We start from the raw sequence: 24,104 nt of genomic DNA on the forward strand, positions 1-24,104 counted from the left end.
TAGACCCTCCGAGTATCCTGTTCCCTTGCGTATCAAGGCTAAAGCCGCCCCGGTTGGAGGGCTGCGCTGCAGCAATGCAGAGGACTCCGATGGAGGGTTGTCTATGGCGCTGGACTCGGAACAGCTACTGACTTTTTTGGTCCTTGCAGAAACTGGCAGTGTCAGCGAAACCGCCCGTCGCTTGCATCGCGGACAGCCTGCTATTTCTGGACGTCTGCGCAAATTGACCGAGAGCGTGGGTGAGCCACTTTATGTGCATGATGGCGGAAAGATACGACTGACTGACATGGGGTTGGCCTTGTTGCCAGAAATTCAGCGTTTGCGTACCAATATGCAGGTGCTGGAGGAGTTTGTCGGAAAAAAACAAAACCTAGAGCTGGGAACCCTGCGTTTGGTAGCCACCAGCTTGATCGTGAATTACCACCTGCCACAGGTGCTGCACCAGTTTCGTCAACAATATCCGCATATCAACTTGCTAATTCATGGTGGTGAGCGTTACTGGCAAGGTTCATTGGTGGAAAGAGTCGACGGAATTTTTTTTGAAAACAGAGGAGATGCCGCGCAGCTGTCCACATCTTATGATATATACCTGTGGCATCGGGATGACATTCTGGCAATTATGCCCAAAGAGCATCCGCTGGCTGATCAGCCATATGTCACTCTGGAGCAGTTGCGAGATTACCCTCTGGTTTGGCGAGAGCCATCCTCAGGAACGCGGCGGATACTGGAAAAGGCCTTCTTAGCCAGGGATGTTCAACCAACACATTTTATCGAAGTTGCCGATGTAGAGTCCGTTGGCGCTTTGGTGGAAGCCGGATTAGGTATCGGTTTTGTACCTCGCAGCGTCATTGAGCGGCGCCGTGACTGGCAAGTGCAAAAAGTACCAGCTATCCCCAGTATGAAGTTGGAAACCTATCTCGCTGTTCCTGCCAAAGAGCAGCGTTCGCGAGTTTTGCATGCATTTCTTGAGTTGCTACAGTTTTCTGCAGCGGAAAATATTGAGCAATGAGTGATGCAGTACAGCTGACAGCTATTTCTGTGTTCCGGGCTGCTCGACGACGTAATGATTTTCCGGGATGTCGAGGCCATACCGACGTAAGGGCAAGGTATAGATGCTGGCCGAGAGAAGCATGCGGCGGACCGCAAAGGCCGTGACGGACGTGAGCATGGCCGGAAGCAGTGCTTCATAGCTGCCAGTCAACTCTACCGCCATCACCGGTGCACTGAGGAGGGCGCCGGTACTGGAGGCAACCATCCCGGCCATGCCGCACAGGGCCAATAGGCCGATAAGGTTTGCCGGGATAATCTGCCAATGCAATAGCCATAGGCCATAGATTGCGCCCGTACTGGCACCAATGAAGAGGGAAGGGGAAAAAATCCCACCGGAGCCACCGGAGCCAATAGTCAGGCTGGTGGCGAGCAGTTTGAGTGCAAGCAATAGGAGCAAAACATCCCAGGCGGTAATTTGACCCCGCAAAATATCACCGATTCCGGCATAGCTGCCCCCAATCAGGTAATAGTGTCCGGTGAGCCAAAAGCAGAGAAGTAGCAAAAGACCCACCAGAAACATGCCCAAGGCATGACGCAGATAGGGATTGAGGAGAAGCTTTTCGCTGTATTGCGTAACAATGCTCAAACTGCCGATGAACAAAATGGCGGCGATGGCATTGACGGCGCCGAGAATGACAAAGAGGGGAAGTTCCGCCGCCCTGTTCACCAACGCACTGGTGACATTAGGCAAGAGATGGAAATTGCCGAAGACGAGTTCGGTAACCTGGCTGGCGCCGATGGTGGCGACCAGGGTGGAGAGAATGGTCCACGGTCGCCAGTCGGGGACAATGATTTCCATTGCCAGAAACCAGCCCCCGAGGGGTGCATTGAACACCGCGGCAATACCGGCACCGACGCCACAGCCCAAGAGATGAATGCGGCGATGGGCGGGCATGCTAAAGATGGCATCCAGCCAGGCGGTAATGGCTGCACCAAATTGCATCGCGGGTCCTTCGCGTCCCGCCGACCCACCGGTGCCGATGGTGATCGCGGTGGCCAAGGGGCGCAAGAGGGCAATGCTGCGGGCCATGCGTCCTTCTTGCGTATACGCAGCCTCAATCACTTGGCTTACACCAGCTCCCTGCACTGCGGAACCGTAGTGACGCGCGAGGAATATCACCAGCAAGCCCCCCAGGGTGGGCACCAGGGGCAAAGCCCAACCCCAGGGCGAGTGAGGACTATGTTGGTGCAGGCGATCGTGGACATCCCAGATGCCCAAGAGGGCTACGTTGTGGATCAGGGCAACGAGGTAATGAAAGACTATGGCGCCAGCGCCGGTCAAGACACCAATCAAAGCCCCGAGGACTGCAAGGAGAGGACCCTCGCCGAAGGGCCCGTGCTCGGGGTGCCAGAAATGCCAGTCGCTGTAGGTCTTCTTCTCCTCGTTCATGGATCAATCAGGTCATCGCTTCGTCGGTTCGGAGCGGTCCTTCCATCCATTCCCAGCGCACCTTGCGCCGCTCCAGCTCTTGGCGCAAAGAGGTCCACGCCTGCTCCAGCTCTGTCTCTTCGCCGCGCAAACCAATTTCGATCTGGGTGTGGCCGTCAGCGAGAAAACTGGGCAGGCTGGAAAATTCGATTTCGCGGTGTGCGGCGCAGAACTGCTCCATGAAGACGACCCAATCACTTTCCCTTTGATCACGGAGAATCAATCGCAATTGCACCGCTGGATTGCACAACGGAAAGTCCCGTTCCAAAACCCAGGCCGTCATGGGCTCTGCCATTTGCGGAAAACCGGGAAAGAAATAGCCGTTCTGTAACTGAAAGCCGGGGATCTGATTGATCGGGTTGGGAATGATGTCGCTTCCCTTGGGGAGATCGGCCATACGGATACGAATGGGTTCGGCCTCGTCGCCAAAGCGTTCGCGTATCCGGGCCTCAGCCTCAGGATGGCGTTGCAAGGGCAGATCTAAGGCGGCCGCTGCTGCGGCCCGGGTCAGATCGTCGGGGGTCGCCCCCAGGCCACCAAAGGAAAAGAAGGAACCGTCTTGGGCAAAGGCCCAACGATACTGCGCTACCAGGTCCTGCCAGGAATCTGCCAGCACTAGGCTCCATGCGAGCTCGTAGCCGCGTGCATGGACTTGCGCACGACTGCGCGCAAAGTGTTTGTCCTCCCGTTTGCCCAGCAGGATCTCAGAACCGACGATGATGATGCCAAGTCGTGTCGTCATCGCAGCAGCTCGGGGTTGATGGCCTGCATTTGTGGGCTGCGATAGGGTTGGCGCCAAAGGGTCTGGCCGTTTTCCCAGCGGCAGTCACCGCGCAGAAGGTGCCCGAGGGCTTGCGGATAGAGGCTATGCTCCAGTTCCAAGACCCGCGCCGCGAGGGTCTCCGGATTATCACCAGCGAGAACCGGCACGATGCCTTGGGCAATGATCGGACCAGCATCCAGTTCGGGGGTGACGAAATGCACCGTCGCGCCATGCCAGCGCACCCCCGCCGTGAGGGCACACTGATGTGTTTGCAGCCCAGGAAAGGCGGGGAGCAGGGAGGGGTGGATATTGACGAGCCGTCCCAGGTAGCGAGCGACGAAACCTTCCGTCAGTTGGCGCATGAAGCCCGCTAAAAGCACCCAGTCGGGAGCGTAGGCATCAATGGCCATGGCCAGGGCGTGGTCGAAGTGCTCGCGGTCTGGAAAGTCCTGATGAGCTATGATCTGAGTCGGCAGATGGGACTCCTGGCACCAGCGCAGTCCAAGGGTATTTGCACGATTGCTGATGACGCCGACGATCTGGGCCGGAAGATCGTCGCTGGTGCAGGCCTGGTGGATAGCGCGTAAATTGCTGCCCCGTCCCGATATCAGCACCACCAGCCGTTGCTCAGTCAAGATAGACAATCTCCGCAGATTTCCGCGCCTCCAGGCGGCCGATGCAATAGGCTGCATGCCCACTGGCGCCTAGGTGGTGAATGGCGTTTTCGCGCTGGTCCCAAGGGACGATGGCGACCATGCCGATGCCCAGATTGAAGACGCGACGCATCTCGGCGTCATCCACTTCGCCTTGCTGCTGGAGCCACGCAAAAATCGGGGGTAGAGGCCAGCTGTGCGGATCGATGACGGCGGCCAGCCCTATGGGGAGGGAGCGTGGCAGGTTTTCGCTCAAACCACCGCCAGTGATATGCGCCAGGGCGTGGACCTCCACTTCCCGGCGCAGAGACTGAATGGCGTGGACGTAGATCTGTGTCGGCCGCAGCAAGAGATCGATGAGGGGCTCACCCTCCAGTTGCAGATGTTGATGTGCCCCGGCGCGCACCAGAATCTTGCGGATGAGGGAATAGCCATTGCTGTGGGGACCGGAGGAGGCGATGCCGATGAGGGCGTCGCCGGCTTGGCAGCTTCTGCCATCGAGAATGGCATCGCGTTCGACGATGCCGACAGCAAATCCCGCCAGGTCGTAATGATCATTCGGATACATGCCTGGCATCTCGGCAGTTTCGCCACCCAGCAGGGCGCAACCCGCCTGCCGACAGCCCTCCGCGATACCGGCAATGACGTGCTCGGCGACGTCGACATCGAGCTTGCTGCAGGCGTAGTAATCCAGAAACCACAAGGGCTCCGCCCCGGACACGAGGATATCGTTGACACACATCGCCACCAGGTCGATGCCGATACCGTCATGTTTTTTTGCCTCCAGGGCGAGGAGGAGCTTGGTTCCCACCCCGTCGGTCCCGGAAACCAGTACAGGTTGACGATAGCCCTCGGGGAGCGCAAAAAGGCCGCCAAAACCACCGAGACCTCCCAGTACCTCGGGACGTTGCGTGGCAGTGGCCAGCGGCTTGATGCGCTCCACCAGCCGATTGCCAGCGTCGATGTCGACACCAGCCTGTTGATAGGTGAGGGGGTCTTTAGGGTTCACGGTAGGTTCCTCCTGCATGAGGAACCGATGGTACGAAGCCGCCACGTCCTCGGCAAGCGAAAAAAAACCCGCAGAGGCCTGCGGGCACTTTCGTCGTCTCGTTGTTGATGCCTAGAATCGCTTGAAAACCTGGCCGCTCTTCGCCGCCTGGAAACGGGCCTCGACCAACGCCCAATTCATGTTTTTATGCAGCGCTGCGAGATAGTCCGCCCGCCCCATGGCTTTCCAGTCCACCATATAGGCATGCTCCCAAACATCGACTACCACCAGAGGACTGAAGCCACCAATGTTGCCATCCTCATGCAGTTGCACGAAGTGGTTGTTGATCTGACCGGTGCTGGCGTCGTAGTAGCAGATGCCCCAGCCAATGGCACGGCTCTTGGCCGCCGCCATGAGGTCTTCATGCCATGCCTCGGCACTCCCGAACTGTTCGTTCACTGCGGCCTTGAATCCAGGGGCCTGGTCCAGGCTGCTACCGGGCTTTAGTTGCGCAAAGTAGTATTCGTGCAAGACCATGCCGTTGTATTCAAAACCGAGGCGGCGCCGACGATCGGCATAGGTCAGCGAACTGCCTTTGCCCGCAGCGCGCATCTCCTCTAGTTCCTTGCGCAGGGCATTGCTCTGCGCGACATACCCCTTGTACAAACCCCAATGATCATCGATCTGCGCGTCGCTGATGCCGTCCAGGCCGCTGGGCTTGAGTTCTTCCCGTACTGTGTATTCAGACATTGCTGCTCTCCTGTAGCTGGGTGTGAACGTATGCACTCCTAAAATTGTAGTCGGGCAGTTGTACTGCCTGCAAACGATAGGGAGGTCCGTTGGGTGGCGGGGATTGGTTTCGAGCCGGGAAGAACATTGCTACACTGCTCTATCGATCTGTTCGCGAGTGTCTTGTCACCATGCCGCTATCTATCGCTGCTGGTCAGCAACTCTTGCCTTTGCAGGCGCGGCAGCCGAGTCAACTCAGCAATCTTCCCGGTTTGCACGAGGAAGTGCTGGCGGCCGTGCAGAAACTCCGTTCTGGGACGGGTGCGCTGTGTGTCTATGGCGAACCGGGCGTGGGTAAGACGCACCTCTTGCTCTGGGCTGCCTTTGCCCATGGCCAGTGGGCGCCCTACCTGGATTGCCGGGCAATGCAAAGCGTAGACGACAGTGTCCTGGATCTTTCTGACGCGCCCTTCCTTTGCCTGGATAATATCGATGCTTGGGCAGGAACCCGGCTGCGGGAGGAACAGCTTTTCTGCCTCTTCAATGAGCGCATGAGCAAGGGGCTGCCGTGGCTGGTAAGCTGTGCTATGCCCCGTCCGGGCTGGTTGCTTGCCGACTGGGATAGCCGTCTATCCGCCTTTACCAGCTATCGTCTGGAACGCCCGCACGAGTCGCAACTCGACCCCTTGATCCACAGTATTTCGGCGCGCTTTGGGCCGCCTTTCAACGATGCCTTGCGGCGTCACTTGTTACGCTGGGAGACGCGTAACCTGGGTGAACTCAGTCAGCAGATTGAGGAGTTTCAGCACTGGCTGTGGCAAAGACATGCCGCCCCGAGTGTGGTGCAGTGGCGCTTGTTTCGGCAACAGGCACATGGCTGATTTGTTGAATAACGGGCCAAAGCGGTTGCTTGCTCGGCGTTGGCATCCACACCCACAACTACCCTGGTGGCGACACCTCTTTTTTCGCTTTATCCGGGCAGGAATAGGATTCTGGCATGATGGTTGTGTCGACCGTGCCTCTCTGCTTGCGTACACTACGCTGTTGGCGATCGTGCCTCTGTTGGCCGTGATTTTTAGTTTGTGGAATCTCATTGGTTTCGCCCAGGAAAAACGGCAACTGTTTGATCGCTATGTTTTCCAAAGCTTTGTTCCGCAAGTCGGGGATACAATCATCCACTGGCTGAACATGCTCGCGACCCGCGGTGATAGTTTGGGTTGGTATGGGGTGATTGGCTTGTTGATTACTGCCCTATTACTGATCCATGAGATTGAGCGGCATTTCAATGCCATTTGGGGGGTGCAAGTTCTGGTTCATTGGTTACGCCCGCTTCGTTATCTTTTTCTCATCATTTTGGGCCCGATCGCGAGTGCAGTGTTGGTTCTTTCCCTTGGTCCTGTACAAAAATGGCTATCCCATTTTGGTGCCTTGCCGGTGCTCCCGGATCAGCTCAATTTCCTAATTTCCTTTGTTTTAGAGACCATCATATTTTTGGTTCTCTACCGGGTGCTTCCAGCGGCGCAGGTGAAGATATCCGATGCGTTTCTGGGCGCAATTACTGCGGCGGTATTATTGAGTTTGGCAAAAACTCTTCTGGCTCTTTACATTCAATACTCTATTATGGAAACATTATATGGAGCCTTAGGAGTCTTGCCGGTGTTTTTGCTCTGGCTGTACCTGGTCTGGATTTCGGTGTTGTTTGGCGCGGAAACCGCAGCGGCAATCCCGGTTCGTGTGCCGGAGCCGGCGGTGACACCGCAGCAGACGGTGCCATGAATTTTTAGAGAAAGGATATGACGATGAAAGGTGCCCCTTATCTGGGTCTCGCAATTCTTGCTGGGGCCTTAGCTGGATGTGCCTCGGCAACGAGCAACGGCCTTCCCCCGTCCGCACCGGCCATGCCACCATTGCCGGAGCCGACGCCAATGCCACGGGTATCGCCAGTCACCCCAACCCCTCCCCGGCTTGCCCTGCCCAAGACAACGCAACAGCCATCCGCGCCCAGCATCCAGGAAGAAGATCTGCCAATGCAGACCCTCGAGACGAAGCCGAACCCCTCCCAGCTCACCAATTCTCCGGTGCAGACAGTCACTCAATCGCCAAGCAGTGCCGGTGCGATTACCAGTGGCAATTTTGCCCAGTCCTGGAGCCAGGATCTCGGCAGTGCGCGTCAACAGAGCACGGTCTGCGTGGGAGAGAGTGGTAGTCAGCGTTCCGCCTGCTGGCAAGGCGTGGCTCGTTGGTCGCAGGCCCGCGCAGCCGAATACAGCCAAGCCGCACGGCTCCTGGGTGGGGCACAGAAAGAGCAGGCAAACGCGGCGCAGAAGTTTTTTCAGACTACCAGCCAGTGGGCCAGCGCCTGTAGCAGTCTGTCCGCTACAGACTGTGCGCACTCGCCGCTGATTGCCAAGATGCAACAATGGAAGTCTTCGGTGGGTATCAGCGCAACGAACAGCAATTGAGAGGAGTTGCGCACCCCAAGGATGGCGGGGTGCGCCAGAGATGCCTACAACTTGGCGTAGGAATGCAGTCCACCAAGGAACAGATCGACGCCAATGAAGCAAAAGGTGACCGTCAGAAGACTGATGACCGACCACCATGCCAGGGTTTTTCCGCTCGGACGATGTTGTGGGCTACGACCACGCAGGTGCAGATACGCGGCATAATTGAGCCAAACGATTAGTGCCCAAGTCTCCTTGGGATCCCAGGACCAGAATCCACCCCAGGCCTTGGCTGCCCAGACTGCGCCCAGAATGGTGGCAGCGGTAAAAAGGAGGAAGCCAAAGGTTACCATTGCCGCCATGATCCGTTCTAGCTTGGGAAGATCGGGTAGGCGTTCCGTCAGGTGACTGCCTATGCGTTCGGCGCGCTGCCGCAGCAAATAGGCTAGACCTACCATCGCCGCTAGGTAGAAGTTCGCATAGGCAATGAATTCGCAAGGTACGTGCAATTTGATCCAGAAACTGTTCAGCGCCGGTACAATAGGCTGGATCTGGTTTTGGTGATAGGCCACCCCGACCCAAATCAAGAAGATATCCGCCGCCAAAATCATCGGCATGGCGAAGGCGCCCAGGCCGCGCCGTTTGCCCTGTGACTCATAATAGAGATAGAAGAGGGCGGTAATGGTGCAGAGCAGTACCATGGCGTCGTACATATTGGTGACGGGGATGTGTCCCCAGGAGGGGTGCCCCACGTAGGTCTGCTTCCAGCGGATGGCCAAGCCGGCAAAACCCAAGACCGTCGCTAACCAGGCGAAGCGATGCCCACGATCTCCCGCGCTTTGCGAGCCAGCGTAGAGGTACCAATAATAGCTGACCGCGCTAACGAGAATCGCAGCACTCATCCAGTAGAACATGGAGGTGCTTTGGAAGATGTAGCGCAGTAAGAGGCTATTGGCGGCTGTGTAGCCTGCCATGTACAGGCCTACTCCTGGCGCCGCGACGATCAGAATGGCAAAAAATAAACGCCGAAAGGCTGGCCAATGCCAACCGAACCAGAGCAAGGCCGCATACCAGATGCCGAGGGTAATGTACTGCCACATCCAAAAGTCGGCGCGAAAAATTGCCCAGACAGCAATTGCCCCAGCGCTAAGAAAAACGGCCCACAGACGCTGCCAGAGGCGCTGTTCTCTCGCCCCCTGTGGAAAAGCGAACCATTGGCGAAAATCACTGACATCTACAGACATCGTCACGCCTCCTCAAGGCCGATAGCCCGGCACATTGATTTTGACCCCATTGTCGATATAGGTCATGAAGTAGTCCAGATCGCGATATTCCGAACTCTGCAATTTCTGCGGCGCAGCGCCGACCTTTTTGTCACATCCCATGAAGCGCTTTTGAAAAGTGTTGACTGCACCCCACGCAGATCTGTAGGTAGGATAATGGGCATTTTGTCCAAGCAGCGGGGAAATGATTTGCGCGCGGAGATATTTTCCAGCGTAAGCAATATGACAACTGGCACAACTGAAATTCAGTTGTCCACGACGCATGAAGTAATAGGCCTTCCCCTCTTCGAAGGCGGCCACCGCGCCTGGCCCAGCAACTTTCACATCGGTAGGCATGCCATTGGACAGAGAACCAAAATAGGTTTGCAGGGCGATGAGCGGCGAGCTGCCATATTTTAATGGTGCCAGATGATTTTCTACGCGACAGGCATTGATACGCATCGCGGATGTTACAACCTGGTGCGTCTTATTATCATAGTAGGGAAATCCAGCAGCCACACCTTTGCCACCATTCGCAAAACAAGAGGAATAGGTCTTACCATCGGGAAATTTTTTGTTCCATAAAGCCTTTCCTTGCGATAAGGTTAGGTCGCCAGGATTGAACTGTATTGCCTCTTGATACTGTTGATAGGCCTGCTTGTTGAAGGCATAGCTGCCCAAGGCGTATTGTGCGAGGGTCATCTTCGGGAATTGTTCTTTGAAATATTGGTGAACTTCCTGGAGGGTTTTTTGTGGGCCTACTTTGGTGTTCCCCAGTTGCCACCAATCGATGGCATTGGCGGATATCGCTGCGCTGCTCAGAGCTAGGCCAAGGCTGATTGTCAATATGCGTTTTGTGTATTTCATGTGGTTTCTCCTTCTGGGTTGATTTATTTCTGTAGAGACCAGAGATAATCCGCAACCAACTCGATCTGGTGATGACTGAGCACCTTGTTCTTGCCAAATTGTGGCATATTGATGTGCGGAATTGCCTTTTCCGGATCATAAATAAAATTCACCAGTTTTTGCCGAGTATGGAAAACGACTGTATAGGGAAAGTGACTCAAATCCGGCCCCACGTCACCCGCCATCGTGCCACCGGGCAGGACGTGGCAGGCGAGGCAATTGCCCTCGCTACGATTGAAGGCAATGGATTTTCCGGCGGCGATATCGGCGGCGCTGGGTGCGGCAAAGGCTGCCGTTGGGAGAGCAATGGCCCCCAATAAGAGCAAGATGCGAGCGTTGTGACGGTACATGGTGATCTCCTTTTGCTACGGTCAGGGCTGGAGCTCCTCGGCGATGCCGAGAAATTCCTGATGAAAATCCTCTTGGTTGCGTGAACTGTCGCCACTGATTTGAAATTGCTGATTTCCCTGTTTCCGAATCCACAAACGTTTCCGCGGTACATAAAAGAGAATAAAGATGCCACCTACTAGTAAGAAACAGGACCCATAGACAATTTGCATGCCGGGATACTTGGTCATTTCCAGCCCAGCAGACCAGCGCAGATCGAGATGATGCAAGGTGACCAGAAATGGGAGCGGGTAATCATGCAGGCTGTGGAGCGCAATCAGGCTGGCGTGCAGAAAACGGTCTTTCTGCACTGTGGTCAGACTTGTGCCTTGGTCCGTGGTGACCCGCGTCAGGATCTGGCGAAATATGCGGGGGCTGGCCTCGGCACCCTGCGCCGCTGCAGTTTCCAGGGCACCCAGATAATGGACAAAGAGGCTGATATTGCCATGCGGCCCCTCCGGGATAGCAAGGTACTGTTCAGTCCTCGTGCCCTGTCGATGGTAGGCAAGAAGCAGGAAATCCTCACCGTGACGACGAAGGGCGCGAAGATAACTTTTGTAGATCCAAATTTCGCCGGTTTTGCGATCCGTTACCTGGTAGCGGACGATGGGGCCAACGTTGATCATGCTGTGGCCCGGCTGCTCTGGAATTCCAAGATCGGTACGAGGAATCGTATTATTTATTTTTAATTTTTCTACCGTCAATTGATAATTGCTACTGCCGGCTTGCAAGTTCTGGCCGACCCGTGCGGTGAAGGCGTTGGCAGCAAGGCCCGGATCCACCAAGGAACGACTTTGAAAAACCAGCTGCGATTCTGCATCGCTATAGGAAGTCTGGTAGATGCTAACGCCATCGTAAGTTAGCGGATGATTGGGATAGGCGATGCCGCGATGCAAGAGTTTCCCGTGGTCGTTATACAGCGAAATTCGGGAAATGAAACTCTTGGCGATGCCATTGCGATAATGGGTAATGGTGAAGTGGTCGAGGTGTAGCGTAAAAGGCAATCGTTGTACCAGAAAGCCGTCGCCGACCAACTCGAACATGGCATTCACACTTTGTCCAACCGGGATACTGATGATGCCACGAAAGGCGCTATCGTCAGCGGGCAGCCAATGTCTCTGCGGGATTTTTTCCAAGGGTCGGGAAAAATTATGTAGGGGTCGAACGCTGCCTAGCCACTCCCGTATCTTTAACGGTAGATTGGCATTGTACAATGCGCCGGCACAAAACAGGATGATCGCAAAATGGGTAAACAGATAGCCAAAGCGATAGAATCGTCCCTTCTGTGCAAACAGCAACACACCGGAATCCTTCTGGGGTAACTGCTGGGTGTGATAGCCGCGCTCGCGTAAGATCTTCTCCCAATGGTTGATCGAAGCAGAGTCCTCAGAAACTGTCAGGGCGGCTTGCTCCTGTCGACCCTGCAAAAATTTGTCGCCTGGAGCGCGCTTCGGCGCCGCCATGTCGCGCAGCATGGTCGGGGTGTTGCGGGTGACGCACGAGGCGGTGGAAAGTACCAAGAATGCGACCAGACCGATGTACCAACCGCAACGATACACATCGTAAAGATCCAGATCGGCAAAGACCCGATACCAGAACGGCCCAAATTGCGCCACATACTGATGATAACTGACCTGTTGCTGCAAAATGGTGCCGATGATGGAGGTAATGGCCACAAAAAGCAGCAGATGGACTGCCAGACGCATGGAAACCAACGCCTGCCAGATCAGGCGGGCGCTGGCGCTCCACGGACGTCGGCGGTAGCGCTCAGGGAGTGAGGGGCTGTGTTCGATCGCCATGCTCAGAACCTTTAAGGAGCCAGATTTGATAGAGGCTGATGGCCATACCGAGCAATACTACGGGGCACGAAAAAATCCCGCCAATCAGTACCAGCCAGACAAAATCTGGACTCTGTTTGGTGAGAAACCAACCAGCGAAGTCGATAAAAAATGCGAGAAAGGGAATAGCAACAAAAAATATCTTTACTCCTTTGGACGATCGGGTTCTGAGAAAGATCCATCCGGCAAGCAGAAAAATTACTCCGAGAGTCGTCAAATGGATCATTCCATTCATCAGCATGGCGGAGTAAGGCATCCCCATATCGACCTTGGCCTGAGTTTTTAGAAGATCGAAGGTGCCAATATTCGGCATGCCTATGGTATGACATTTGAGGCAAGAAGCATTGATCAATGGGCGCACATTCTTTTCGTAATCGCTACGGCTTTCGCCATTGGCAATCCAGTGATTGACTGCGGCAACCATTTTTGGCTTTTCCTGGGCTGGAACCTGTGCCATCGACATCATCGTCGGAAGCATGGATTGCAGTTTGCTCGAACTCCGGTTGCCATAGTAATGCACGACCAGATCCTGCATGGAGATGCCCGGTTTTCCATCTACACCTTGAATGGTAAAGTAGGTATAGGCCTCGGCAGAAAGGAGACCCAGCCCTACGAGAAAAATAAAGCCGGTGTATAGTAGCTTTTCGATGACCGGCAGATCGGGTAGGAGTTTCATGCAAGGTCTCCGTCAGAGGTCATATTCCTTGGGAAAGGCGATGCCCGGATTGCCCGTCATATTTTTGGTGAGCACGGGTAAATCGCGATGATCCACACGCACGGTCTTCTTGGCCTTGAGCCAGCGGGCAAAGATATCCCATACCGGTGTACCCTCAACTTTCTGCATGGCTGCCCAACCAGCAACCTTGTATTTCTTGCTCGCGTGGACGAGTTTTCCGCCAACCCGCAGATCAGAGATGCGTTTGTCAATTGTTTCTGCGGGGTTAAAGGTATATTGGATGTTTCCTACCCGGATCATGTCGCCACCCTGAATGTAGTAGGGATCCGGATTGAAGAGATTGTCGGCCACCTGCTCCATGACATTCTTCAGTTCCGCACCGGTGTACTCGGTCACGGTGACCTGTGGGTAGGTGATTGCCGTTTGGCCCATGACGTCTTCCATGGTGATGGTCTCGCCGGGAAGTTTGGTGTAGCCCCAGCGGAATCCTGGCGAGAACGCTGCCTCACAATCCATTTCTTCACGCAACGCATTACAGATCAATTGATCGAAGGAGCCATTGAAATTGTCCCGCCGGTACAGCAGGCTCTCCGTAACTGCCATTGGCTCGGCCAGTTTTTCTGCGTAGGGTGCACGAACTTTCTCGATATAATCGCTCATTTCCTTGTCGGCAGGAATCATGTTCGACAGGATGGGCAGATAATAAAAACGCCAGCCGCGCAGACGCCCCTTGGCGACGTCTAAATCAAAGCGGGCCATGAACTTACCGTTGGTGCTGGTATTGACGATGATGGTCTTGTTCACCATCACCGGCTTCGGGCCCATGATTTCGTGGGTATGTCCACCTAGAATGATGTCAATGCCATGCACCTGGGATGCCATTTTCTTGTCGACATCGGCACCATTGTGCGAGAGCACCACAACAACATCGGCATGATGCTTTTCTCGGCATTCATTCACCATTTTTTGCATATGTTCTGGATGAATGCCAAAGGCCCACTTGGGAGTGAAATAGGCCGGATTGGCAATCGGCGTAAAAGGGAAGGACTGGCCAATCACCGCGACCTTCACACCATTGATTTCACGGATGTCATAAGGGTCAAAGACCGGTTCATCCCAAGGAGTCGTGAAGACATTTTGCGAGAGAAATTTTGCCTTCAACTTGTGCTTGAGGAGATATTCCACCCGTTCCGCCCCGTAGGTGAATTCCCAGTGCCCAACAAAATAGTCTTCCTTAAGCAGATTCTGCGCTCCGACCATATCTTCCCCGCGGGTCCAGAGGCTGGTCGCCGAGCCTTGCCACGCATCGCCACCATCAAAGAGTAAGGTACGATCAGCGCCAACCTGCTCGCGGTAGCGCTTTACCAGCGTGGCAATATGGGCGTAGCCACCGATCTTGCCGTATTTGTGCGCCATGGTGTCGAAGTCCAGGCAGGACAGGGCGTAGCCCTCCGGCGTTCCCGCCTTGATTCCATAGTAGTCCAACTTGAAATTGCCTACTCGATGCGGCGTGACACCCCATTCATGTTGTTGCCGGGTGCCGATGTTGGTACCCGGTTCGCGCCACCAGACCGGCAGAAGCTGAGCGTGGGTGTCGGTGATGTGCAATAGGGTAACGTTGCCATATTTGGGGATGTCGTAGGGGTCTTTACCATCCCCCCAGCTGGAGGCGAGGGCTGTCGGTGCCAGAAATCCGCTGGCACCGGCGATACCCATGATGGACATGAAATCTCTGCGGCTAAGGTTCATTAATGGAGACTCCTCTTCATGATTTGATAAACTCGCCTGTCTGAGGCGGCGAGGGAAGGTTCTCAGCCCAAATTACGTTGCTGGTGCAACCCAATCCGGAATTTTGTGTAGCACCCGAGACATGGGAATTTGTTGCAAGGCCTTGATGACTCCCTGGTCAACACTGGTCGTGACCTTTTTGTTGGCAGCAGAATTGCCGGCGTAGGCGATTCGTTCACCATAGACGATATAGCTGCTCTGTCCGCGTCCAAATACCGTCAGATTCAAGGGGCAGGCGGCTGCACTGGGCCAGTAGGTGTTGAGTAATTTGCTGAAGTCATAAGGGTTACAAAAGACCAACGCACGGACATCGGTGAAATGCACCGCATCAAAATCCGGTATTTTTAACGTTTTTTGTTGCGCCCGGACGAGCTTGAGAATGTTGAGCTTGAGGACGATCTTATAACCGGCAGCATGAAGGTTGCTGTTGATCTCCGACATGGTGCTTTGGACGGGTAGGTCCACCTTCTCGACGTAGAGGGGAGCGGCATAGGCCTGGACCGCCGCAAAGACAGTGCACAGTGCGGGAAGAAGGATGGGGATTTTCTTCATAATGACTCCAAACGGGCTAACGCAAAGTCTGTAGCAATATGTATGCCGTAAAGAGTTAGGTGTGAACGAACCTTCTCTGCGCGGTGGTAACCTGCAGAAAAATTAGAAAGACAGGGTTGGCAAGCAGAAAAGTCCGAAGAAGGGGGGTGCTGGAGAAGACGGAGTTTTCGGGTAGGGGATGGGCAAAATGGAACAGTAGGGACCAGCGGGGGGAACAATTGGGCCGCAGTTTGCGGCCCAACGGGTTCAGGCTTTGGGGACGTAGATGTCGCACCAGCCCTTGGGATCGATCTTGCCAGCAACGGCCTTGCACGCACCGTCGGCGGTGGGTGTTGGGCCAGGGAGGAAGAGTTTGCAGTTACTACACATTTCCGAACCCTTGGGCTTAGCGCGGTAGTTGACGGCGCTTTTGGCCATTTTGTCTGCCGCTTCCGCCGGACTGGTAAACACCAGAGGGGCGACACTTGCAGCACCAATGAAGAGTGCGCTCTTGCGCAGCCAGTCGCGGCGATTCATCTTTGGGGTTTCCGTACTCATACGTATCTCCTGTTGTGGGTGAACAAGGCAATCCGACTATACCCAAAGTCGGTAGCAATTTGTATACCTTGCTGTCAGAGATAGCGGAGCGACAGATCCAAGCTTTGGACGTTGCGGGTGATGCTGCCCACCGAAAGATAATCGACCCCAGTCGCCGCGACGCTGGCCACTGTCGCCAGCGAGATATTCCCCGATGCCTCGAGGGGAATGCGCCCGGCGACCCATTGCACCGCCTCACGCAAGGTGGCCAGGGAAAAATTGTCGAGAAGCACCATATCCGCGCCAGCGCTCACGGCTTCTTCCAGTTGCTCCAGGGTTTCCACTTCGACTTCGATACGCGTAAGCACCGGCGCCAGGGTTCGTGCTCGGGTAATCGCAGCGCGGATCCCGCCAATGGCGGCAATATGATTTTCCTTGATCAGAATACCATCGAAAAGGCCGAGACGATGGTTGTTCCCGCCCCCGACGCGAACCGCGTATTTTTGCGCCAAGCGCAGACCAGGCAAGGTTTTCCGGGTATCCAGGAGGCGCGTTGTACTGCCCTGCATGGCTTCCACGAAGGCCTGGGTCTGGGTTGCTGTCGCAGAGAGTAACTGCAGGAAATTCAATGCGCTGCGCTCGCCACTGAGAAGCGCTGCGGCGGGGCCATGGAGGCTGCACAATTCTTGATTGGCGGAGATTCGTTCACCCTCTCCGATACGCCAGTGGATCTGCAGCCCGCTGCAGAGCTGTGCAAAGACCGCCTCGGCATAGGGCTGTCCGCAGAGGATTCCGTTGTCGCGGCTGATGATCCGCGCTTGGAGTTCTCGGCCCGGATCGATGAGCGCAGCACTCAGATCGCCACTGCCCAGGTCCTCGCTCAGGGCCCGCGCAACCGTCGCATCGAGATCAGCAGGGAGCATGTTCTTTCCTTTCACTTGCGATCCATAGCCAGACAAGACCGATGATACCAGCCAGCAGCGAGGCAAGCAGAATGCCGACCTTGGCCTCTTCCCGCAGTGCCGCTTGGGTAAACGCCAGTTGGCTGATGAACAACGACATGGTAAAGCCGATGCCGCCCAGCCAGGCGGCGCCGAGTAGATGACGCCATGCTACCCCGTGCGGAAGCTGGGCGATGCGCAGCCGAATGGCCAGCCAACTACTGAGGCTGATGCCAAGGAATTTGCCGATGACCAGGCCCAGGCTGATGCCCAGCGTCACCGAACTCCAGAGCATATCCCCGCTGAGCGCGGAAAAATCGACGCCGGCGTTGGCGAGGGCGAACAGAGGTAACACGCCAAACGTAACCCACGGGCTGATGGTTTCTTCCAGTCTTTGCTGCGGTGCGATCATTTCCCGGCTGTGGCGACGCAGTTCGTTGGCCAGATGTAGGAGTTTGGGATTGACCATGGGATCAAAGGATTTCTCCTCCTGTAACAGGCTGGCCAGGTCTTCTCCTTGCTCCCGTAACGTGGCGCGTAATTGTTCTGGACTGACACAGCCACGAGCGGGGAGGGTGAGGGCCAGCAAAATCCCAGCGACCGCCGCGTGGACGCCAGAAACCAGCAGGAAGTACCACAGGACTGCGCCGAGCAAAAGGTAGGGGAGAGGACGACGAATCCCACTTTGGTTGAGCAAGAGGAGGGAAAGGAATACGACCCCCGCCATGGCGAGCGCCCACCAATCCAGATGCGCGGTATAAAATACGGCAATGACCAGCACTGCGCCGAGATCATCGGCAATGGCCAGGGCGGTGAGGAAGATGATCAGATTGCGCGGTATGCGCCACGCCAGAAGCACCAGGATGCCGATGGCGAAGGCGATGTCCGTGGCCATGGGTATGCCCCATCCCGCATGCCCACTGCCATGGAAATTCAAGGCGGAATAGAGGAGTGCCGGCGCGAGCATCCCACCTGCAGCGGCGACGATGGGCAGTATCGCATCGCGCAGCTGCGCCAGTTCGCCGACCAACAGTTCGCGCTTGAGCTCCAGGCCGACGACGAAGAAAAAGATCGCCATAAAGGCATCGTTGACCCATTCCTGTAGGTCGTGATCCAGGCGCCAGGCACCGAGTTGCACAACAAAATGCTGGTGCCAGAAATGCTGGTATGCACCCTGGAGAGCCGAGTTGCTGAGGATCAGGGTCAGGATGGTGACGCCAATGAGCACCATTCCCCCCGCCGTCGCCCGGCGCAGAAATTGCTCGAAGGGGGTCAGGAGTTTGCCGAAGAGAATTTCCAGAGGATAAGGACGATCCTGAGGAAAAGGTGTTCTGCGCTGCGCACCCATGTTCGGCCTGCTGCCTCAGGCGATCTCGGCCAGGCGTGTGCGCTGCTTGGCCAGTTCTTCCAACGCAGAGCGCAATTCCTCGACCCTTGCCTCCTCGCGGGCTACCACCTCTGCGGGCGCCCGCTCGCGGAAGCTGGCTTGGCCGAGACGCGCCGTAACCTTTTCCTGTTCTGCCCGCAGGCGGGCCTCTTCCTTGGCGAGGCGTTGGCGCTCCGCCTCGACATCAATCAGGCCCGCCAGGGGCACGAGGATCTGCAGATCCCCCAGTAATTGCAGAGCCGCCGGCGGTGCATCCTGCTCCGGCGCCAACCAGGTCGGCTCGTCACAACGGGCCAACTGTTGCAGCCAGGGAAGCAGGTGAGACAGACGCTCCCGGTCGGCACGGCTGCCTCCCTGTAAAAGCACCGGGAGCGTGCGGTTGGGCGCGATGTCCATCTCACCGCGGATGGACCGCAGGGCACCGACAAAACCCATCAGCCAGGCCAGATCTGCATCCGCCTCTGCGTCGCAACGGCTGGGGTCGGCAATGGGGTAGGGCGCCAGGGCGATGCTGTCCCCGGCCTTGCCCAAGCGCGGCGCTACACGCTGCCACAGGGTTTCGCTGAGGAAGGGCAGGAAGGGGTGCGCCAGTCGCAAAGCCGCCTCGAGGACAGCCAACAGGGTATGGCGGCTGCCGCGAATTTCCACCGCAGAAAAGCCCGAGTCCGGACGCAGTACCGTCTTGCTGAGTTCGATATACCAGTCGCAGTAATCGTCCCAGAAGAAGTGGTAGATCGCCTGCGCGGCATCGGCAAAGCGGTATTGGTCGATGGCCTCGTTAACGTTCGCCTCTGCCTCCTGCAAACGGCCAATGATCCAACGCTCGGGAGGCAGGAGCTGCCGTTCTCCGCTCAGCTCGGCATCGTCGGGCACCTGCATCAGGGCAAAGCGGGTGGCATTCCAGATCTTGTTGCAGAAATTGCGGTTGCCCTCCACGCGCTTGAGGTCAAAGCGCAGGTCGCGGCCCTGGGTGGCGACGCTGGCGAAGCTGAAGCGCAGGGCATCGGTGCCGTAGGCGGGGATGCCGGTGGGAAAGTCCTTGCGCGTTGCCTTGGCGATCTTTTCCGCCATCTGCGGCTGCATCAGCCCCTGGGTACGCTTGCTGACCAAGGCTTCCGCCTCAATGCCGTCGATCAGATCGATCGGGTCGAGGACATTGCCCTTGGACTTGCTCATTTTCTGCCCTTCCCCATCGAGGATGAGGCCATGTACGTAGACCTCGCGAAAGGGGACCTCACCGGTGAAGTGCAGGCCCATCATGATCATCCGGGCTACCCAGAAGAAGATGATGTCGAAGCCGGTGACCAGTACGGAGGTCGGGTAGAACGTCTGCAATTCAGGGGTTTCGTCCGGCCATCCAAGGGTAGTGAAGGGCCACAATGCGGAGCTGAACCAAGTGTCGAGGACGTCGGGATCACGCTCAAGGGAGACCGGCATGCCATAGTGGGCCGCCGCTGCCCGATGTGCCTCTTCGTCGCTGCGGGCAACGAAGATTTTGCCATCCGGGCCGTACCAGGCCGGAATCTGATGTCCCCACCAAAGCTGGCGTGAGATACACCAGTCCTCGATGCGTTCCATCCAGTCGTAATAGGTGCGTGTCCAGTTCTCAGGCAAGAAGCGGATCTTGCCCGCGCGCACGACCTGGGTTGCCTTCTCTGCCAAGGGCGCGACGCGAACGTACCACTGATCCGTCAGATAGGGTTCGATTACCGCTTGGGAGCGATCGCCACGGGGAATCATGAGACGATGATCCTCCGTGCGCACCAGGCTACCCTGCGCCTCCAGCAGCGCGATAAGCCGCTTGCGTGCGGCGTAGCGGTCCAGACCGCGCAGCTCGGCGGGGATTTGCGTGTCATTGATTGCCCCGCTTACCACCTCGATATCGTCCCGAATATGCGCATCGGGGGTAAAAATGTTGAGCAGAGGCAGATGGTGGCGTTGCCCTACCTGATAATCGTTGAAATCGTGGGCCGGGGTGATCTTGACGCAGCCGGAGCCGAAATCCTTCTCCACATAGTCATCGGCGATGATGGGAATTTCCCGTCCGGTGAGAGGCAGACGCAAGGTTTTGCCGATCAGGCCTTGATAGCGTTCATCTTCTGGATGCACCGCTACCGCCACGTCACCGAGCAGGGTTTCTGGCCGAGTGGTGGCGACCACCAGACTGCTGGAGCCATCGCTCAGCGCGTAGCGGATGTGCCAAAGATGCCCGGCCTCCTCAGTGCTCAACACTTCGAGATCGGAGACCGCCGTTTGCAGGACGGGGTCCCAGTTGACCAGGCGTTTGCCACGATAGATCAAGCCATCCTCATGCAGGCGCACAAAGACTTCCGTTACCGCGTGGGAGAGCCCTTCATCCAGCGTAAACCGTTCCCGCGACCAGTCGCAGGAGGCGCCGAGGCGCCGCATCTGCTGGCTGATCTTGCCCCCGGACTCCTCCTTCCACTGCCAGACCTTGGTCAGGAAGGAGCTGCGTCCCAGTTCGTGCCGCTTCTGTCCTTCTGCCTCCAGGCGGCGCTCCACCAACATCTGGGTGGCAATCCCGGCGTGGTCCGTGCCGGGTTGCCACAAGGTCCTCTTACCCTGCATCCGGGCGCGCCGGATGAGGATATCCATGAGGGTATCCTGAAAGGCATGTCCCATGTGCAAGGTGCCGGTGACGTTGGGGGGAGGCAACATGATGCAGTAGGGGGCGCCGTCGCCGCGGGGAGGAAAGATGCTGAGTTCTTCCCAGCGTTGGTAACAGGCAGTTTCTATATCGGCCGGCGCGTAGGGGCGGTCGAGAGAGTCAGACATCGGGGCTTCCTTACGGGGCGGTCGAGGGAGGAGCATCCCCCGGGAGATTACTGGTCAGCGCTTCGTCCAGCCCTTCATGGAGAACGCGCGCAAGGATTTCCGGTACCGCCATCTGGATTTCGCGCGCTACCGTCTCGCGTAGGCGAATACCTTCCAGGGCCAGGCTGCGCATGATCGCCAAGCTTACCTGCTCTTTCCAGGCCTTTTGCAGATGCTGGGTAATTTTCTCTTCCAGTTCGATGATGATTCGACGTTCGACCTCTTGAAACAGCAGGGTCTCGAATTCGCGCAGGAACTCGCCATCGAGCAGCGATGGCGTGGCGCTGGGTGCGCCACTCGCCGGGGTTGCAGTTGCTTGTCTGGCCTCTGGCTGCGGGTTGTCCTTCGGCCTGGGCTCTGTCTCGGGCACGTCCTGAGTGACGGCCGGCGTTTCTGCGTGAGCTGCAGGATATTGTGTCGTTTCCTGATCAGCCGCCAGGGATGAAATCGGCGCGTGGGATTCGACCGCCGCCGCCTCGTCATGAGCCATATTTTCTGGCGCAGATGGAGCAAGGGGAGGCTCTGGCCGTTGGTCATCGGCCTGCTCTTCCTTTTCCTCTTCGGCGGGATAGTGAAAGGAGATCTTGCGGATTTTCTCCAAGGCCTTCGCCAATTCCGTCTCTTCCATGCTTTTCTCTGCTTCCAACTCCTCTACGCCAGAGACCGTGGCGGAAGCAACGGGAATCACTGCGGGGTTTGGGTCTGAATCAGCTGGGAGCGGAGGCAGATCCTCAACTTTTGTCATGCTGCCAGTGAACACCATGTCAGAAGTGATTGCGGGCACGGGATCGGGCGGGGAAGGAGGGAACTCCTCTTCCTTTGCCGTCGCTTCCTCCTCTCTAACTTTTGTTGAGCGTCGCCACAAGGGTGGGGGTAAACCCTCGCGTACCAGATCTTGCAGGAGGAGAGGCTCCACCCCGTCGGGGATCTCCTGCTCATCCAATATGGGCTCACGGCGATCTTGCGCGGTCATGGAGATTTTTCCTCAAGCTTCCAAAGGGAACATCTGGATACTGTAACCCGCTTGCTTACACTGGCGGTAGCGTTTCCGCGCCGCTTCGCGATCTGCCTCGGCCGCGGGAATAAAGTCGATGAGACGCTCTACCGTATCCGCTATTGCGGGGAGTTCTCCAGGCCATTCCAGCAGGACCAGGGCGCGGGCCTCCGGGCGCCGCTGCTGTGGATCGGAGAACAGATAGACGGGCTCCTGAATCGTGCTGCCGTGGGGGAGAAAGGCCCCAGCATGGAAGGTCCAGAGCAGGTCATCATAGTTCTTCTGCAGCTCGGGGCTAGCGGCGAGGACGTCGACACGGCCCAGGACCTGCCACGCCTTGGCAATGACCCGACAAATCGCGCGCCGACTCTCCACCACGGACAGGGGCAGGGCAGGAAGCTGATAAAAGTTGACCGTCCCCGACATGATGTCGGCTCAGACCGCCTTGGCGCGCTGACGCAGGAAATGCACCAGGAGCGGTACGGGGCGACCGGTTGCACCCTTGTTCTCCCCGCTTTGCCAAGCGACGCCGGCGATATCCAGATGCGCCCAGCGGTAGTCCTCCGTAAAACGGGAAAGAAAACAGGCGGCCGTAATGGTGCCAGCGGGTCGTCCACCCACATTGCTAAGGTCGGCGAAGGGGCTTTTCAGCTGTTCCTGGTAGTCCTCGAAGAGGGGTAACTCCCAGGCACGATCCTGACTGCTCCGACCGGCGTGCAGGAGCTCGGCCACCAGGCCCTCGTGATTGCCCAGTACCGCAGCGGTTTGATGACCAAGGGCAATGATGCAAGCACCGGTGAGCGTGGCCATGTCGATGACCACGTCGGGATGAAAGCGTTTGGCATAGGTCAGGGCATCAGCCAGAATCAGGCGCCCCTCGGCATCGGTGTTGATGATTTCGACGCTGAGGCCGGCCATGCTGCGATGAATGTCGCCAGGTTTGGTCGCCTGCCCGTCGGGGAGATTTTCCGAGGCGGGTACGATCACCGTGATATTGAGCGGCAGAGCAAGATCGGCAGCGGCCTGGATGGCGGCCAGGGCCGCGGCGCCACCGCACATGTCGTATTTCATCTCATCCATCTTGTCTGCTGGCTTGAGAGAGATCCCTCCGGCATCGAAGGTCAGCCCTTTGCCCACCAGCACGATGGGCGCTGCATCTGCAGCGCCGCCGCGGTAGTGCAGGACGATCAGGCGCGGCTCCTGGCGGGAGCCTTGCGCCACCCCCAGAAGGAGGTGCATGCCCAGTTCCTCCATCTCCACTGGGCCGAGGACTTCGGATTCGATTCCCCGTTGCGCCGCCATATTTACGGCTTGTTCGGCCAGCCAGCTGGGAGTACAGATGTTGCCTGGCTGGTTGGCGAGGTCGCGGGCCCAATCATTCGCTTGGCTGATTGCCAGTGCCGTAGCTATGGCATCTTGCATTTCTTGCTGGTTTGTCGCGCTGTTTTCCGGAGCTGGCAGGACATGGATCTGCTCCAGGCTGCGCCGCGGGTGTTTTGCGGGCTTCTTGTGTTGATCGAAGCGGTACTGCGCATCGAGGATGCCGCGCAGCCAGATCTCCATCGCCTCTGACATGCTGCGGTGGGCGATGGATACGTCGCAAAGGGCGAGACTGACATTGGTAAGCTGGGCCTTGGCGATGGTTTGCCCCAGGGCGCGGGCCGCTTTCTGCAGTTTGCCATCGGCCAGTTTTTCCCCACTGCCAACGCCGACCAGCAGGAGTCGCTCGGCGCCAATGCCGGGGACACCATAAAGAAGCTGACATTGTCCCGGCTCCGCCGTAAAATCGCCGGAGGCAAGGAAGCGGCTGAGGAAGCCGCCGCTGCTTTCCTCTATTTTTTGGGCGTTCGCCGTGCGTTGTCCTTGTTCATGACAGGCGATTACCAGACAGGCGCATGGATCCATTATGGTGATGTTCTGTTCCAAGCTAATTTTCATTGTCAGCCTCCGGTCGTTGTCATAGGGCGAA

23 protein-coding genes are annotated in these 24,104 nt (G+C 57.1%); 4 read left to right on the forward strand and 19 right to left on the reverse strand.

The annotated features are described in order from the left end of the window. Positions 1-103: 103 nt before the first annotated feature. Positions 104-1,009 carry a LysR substrate-binding domain-containing protein gene (locus tag M5D89_RS06635; RefSeq protein WP_248885046.1) on the forward strand — a complete coding sequence of 302 codons (906 nt, stop codon included), beginning with the start codon at positions 104-106 and terminating at the stop codon, positions 1,007-1,009. A 21-nt stretch (positions 1,010-1,030) separates the two neighbouring features. Here the strand turns inward: M5D89_RS06635 and M5D89_RS06640 are convergent, their stop codons facing one another. The 5 genes from M5D89_RS06640 to M5D89_RS06660 form a co-directional block, all read right to left on the reverse strand. Further along, entirely contained in the window at positions 1,031-2,440 is a 1,410-nt protein-coding gene (locus tag M5D89_RS06640) for a chloride channel protein (RefSeq protein ID WP_248885047.1), read from the reverse strand. Between the two features lie 7 nt (positions 2,441-2,447). Further along, on the reverse strand, positions 2,448-3,221 hold the full coding sequence (locus M5D89_RS06645) for a competence/damage-inducible protein A (RefSeq protein WP_248885048.1): 774 nt from the start codon (positions 3,219-3,221) through the stop codon (positions 2,448-2,450). Further along, complete coding sequence (gene purN / locus M5D89_RS06650) at positions 3,218-3,877, reverse strand: phosphoribosylglycinamide formyltransferase (RefSeq protein ID WP_248885049.1); 660 nt, start codon at positions 3,875-3,877, stop codon at positions 3,218-3,220. The genes M5D89_RS06645 and purN overlap by 4 nt, the downstream gene beginning before the upstream one ends. Next, complete coding sequence (gene purM / locus M5D89_RS06655; RefSeq protein WP_248885050.1) at positions 3,870-4,904, reverse strand: phosphoribosylformylglycinamidine cyclo-ligase; 1,035 nt, start codon at positions 4,902-4,904, stop codon at positions 3,870-3,872. Before purM ends, purN begins: the two co-directional genes overlap by 8 nt. Positions 4,905-5,015: 111 nt before the next feature. Beyond that, complete coding sequence (locus tag M5D89_RS06660; RefSeq protein WP_248885051.1) at positions 5,016-5,633, reverse strand: superoxide dismutase; 618 nt, start codon at positions 5,631-5,633, stop codon at positions 5,016-5,018. A 170-nt stretch (positions 5,634-5,803) separates the two neighbouring features. On the opposite strand from M5D89_RS06660, the gene M5D89_RS06665 reads away from it, so the two are divergent. Genes M5D89_RS06665 through M5D89_RS06675 form a run of 3 tightly spaced genes read left to right on the forward strand, consistent with a single transcriptional unit; the run spans position 5,804 to position 8,074 of the window. Beyond that, positions 5,804-6,493 carry a hypothetical protein gene (locus M5D89_RS06665; protein WP_248885052.1) on the forward strand — a complete coding sequence of 230 codons (690 nt, stop codon included), beginning with the start codon at positions 5,804-5,806 and terminating at the stop codon, positions 6,491-6,493. Continuing rightward, entirely contained in the window at positions 6,486-7,388 is a 903-nt protein-coding gene (locus M5D89_RS06670) for a YihY/virulence factor BrkB family protein (protein ID WP_283102966.1), read from the forward strand. The genes M5D89_RS06665 and M5D89_RS06670 overlap by 8 nt, the downstream gene beginning before the upstream one ends. 23 nt (positions 7,389-7,411) lie before the next feature. Continuing rightward, the gene (locus tag M5D89_RS06675; protein WP_248885054.1) at positions 7,412-8,074 is read left to right on the forward strand and encodes a hypothetical protein; all 663 of its coding nucleotides are present in this window, start codon (positions 7,412-7,414) and stop codon (positions 8,072-8,074) included. Positions 8,075-8,118: 44 nt separating this feature from the next. On the opposite strand, the gene ccsB is transcribed toward M5D89_RS06675, so the two are convergent. The 14 genes from ccsB to M5D89_RS06745 all read right to left on the reverse strand — a co-directional run bounded on the left by ccsB (position 8,119) and on the right by M5D89_RS06745 (position 24,073). Further along, entirely contained in the window at positions 8,119-9,297 is a 1,179-nt protein-coding gene (gene ccsB / locus M5D89_RS06680; protein ID WP_248885055.1) for a c-type cytochrome biogenesis protein CcsB, read from the reverse strand. 12 nt (positions 9,298-9,309) lie between these two features. Then, on the reverse strand, positions 9,310-10,182 hold the full coding sequence (soxA, locus tag M5D89_RS06685) for a sulfur oxidation c-type cytochrome SoxA (RefSeq protein ID WP_248885056.1): 873 nt from the start codon (positions 10,180-10,182) through the stop codon (positions 9,310-9,312). Between the two features lie 23 nt (positions 10,183-10,205). Further along, positions 10,206-10,571: a sulfur oxidation c-type cytochrome SoxX gene (gene soxX / locus M5D89_RS06690; protein ID WP_248885057.1), complete on the reverse strand. Its 366-nt coding sequence runs from the start codon at positions 10,569-10,571 to the stop codon at positions 10,206-10,208. Between the two features lie 21 nt (positions 10,572-10,592). Further along, positions 10,593-12,407, reverse strand: coding sequence for a cytochrome c biogenesis protein ResB (locus M5D89_RS06695; RefSeq protein WP_248885058.1), 1,815 nt, complete (start codon positions 12,405-12,407; stop codon positions 10,593-10,595). Continuing rightward, positions 12,376-13,122, reverse strand: coding sequence for a DUF2339 domain-containing protein (locus M5D89_RS06700; RefSeq protein ID WP_248885059.1), 747 nt, complete (start codon positions 13,120-13,122; stop codon positions 12,376-12,378). Before M5D89_RS06700 ends, M5D89_RS06695 begins: the two co-directional genes overlap by 32 nt. A gap of 12 nt (positions 13,123-13,134) precedes the next feature. Beyond that, complete coding sequence (soxB, locus tag M5D89_RS06705) at positions 13,135-14,871, reverse strand: thiosulfohydrolase SoxB (RefSeq protein ID WP_248885060.1); 1,737 nt, start codon at positions 14,869-14,871, stop codon at positions 13,135-13,137. A gap of 72 nt (positions 14,872-14,943) precedes the next feature. Further along, a complete protein-coding gene (locus M5D89_RS06710; protein ID WP_248885061.1) occupies positions 14,944-15,462 on the reverse strand; it encodes a DUF302 domain-containing protein in 519 nt (172 codons plus the stop codon). Positions 15,463-15,708: 246 nt separating this feature from the next. Next, on the reverse strand, positions 15,709-15,999 hold the full coding sequence (locus M5D89_RS06715; protein WP_248885062.1) for a high-potential iron-sulfur protein: 291 nt from the start codon (positions 15,997-15,999) through the stop codon (positions 15,709-15,711). Positions 16,000-16,073: 74 nt separating this feature from the next. Beyond that, positions 16,074-16,901: a carboxylating nicotinate-nucleotide diphosphorylase gene (gene nadC, locus M5D89_RS06720; protein WP_248885063.1), complete on the reverse strand. Its 828-nt coding sequence runs from the start codon at positions 16,899-16,901 to the stop codon at positions 16,074-16,076. Then, positions 16,888-18,267: a Na+/H+ antiporter NhaA gene (gene nhaA / locus M5D89_RS06725; RefSeq protein WP_248885064.1), complete on the reverse strand. Its 1,380-nt coding sequence runs from the start codon at positions 18,265-18,267 to the stop codon at positions 16,888-16,890. The genes nadC and nhaA overlap by 14 nt, the downstream gene beginning before the upstream one ends. A 15-nt stretch (positions 18,268-18,282) precedes the next feature. Beyond that, positions 18,283-21,102, reverse strand: a complete 2,820-nt coding sequence (locus tag M5D89_RS06730) for a valine--tRNA ligase (protein WP_248885065.1) — start codon at positions 21,100-21,102, stop codon at positions 18,283-18,285. Positions 21,103-21,112: 10 nt separating this feature from the next. Next, positions 21,113-22,114, reverse strand: coding sequence for a DUF2339 domain-containing protein (locus M5D89_RS06735; protein WP_248885066.1), 1,002 nt, complete (start codon positions 22,112-22,114; stop codon positions 21,113-21,115). Positions 22,115-22,126: 12 nt separating this feature from the next. After that, positions 22,127-22,561 (reverse strand): DNA polymerase III subunit chi, encoded by a 435-nt coding sequence (locus M5D89_RS06740; RefSeq protein ID WP_248885067.1) that lies wholly within the window; start codon positions 22,559-22,561, stop codon positions 22,127-22,129. Between the two features lie 9 nt (positions 22,562-22,570). Further along, positions 22,571-24,073: a leucyl aminopeptidase gene (locus M5D89_RS06745; protein ID WP_248885068.1), complete on the reverse strand. Its 1,503-nt coding sequence runs from the start codon at positions 24,071-24,073 to the stop codon at positions 22,571-22,573. Between the last annotated feature and the right edge of the window lie 31 nt (positions 24,074-24,104).

The sequence above is a fragment of the Acidithiobacillus acidisediminis genome (assembly GCF_023277115.1).
Lineage (GTDB): Bacteria > Pseudomonadota > Gammaproteobacteria > Acidithiobacillales > Acidithiobacillaceae > Igneacidithiobacillus > Igneacidithiobacillus acidisediminis.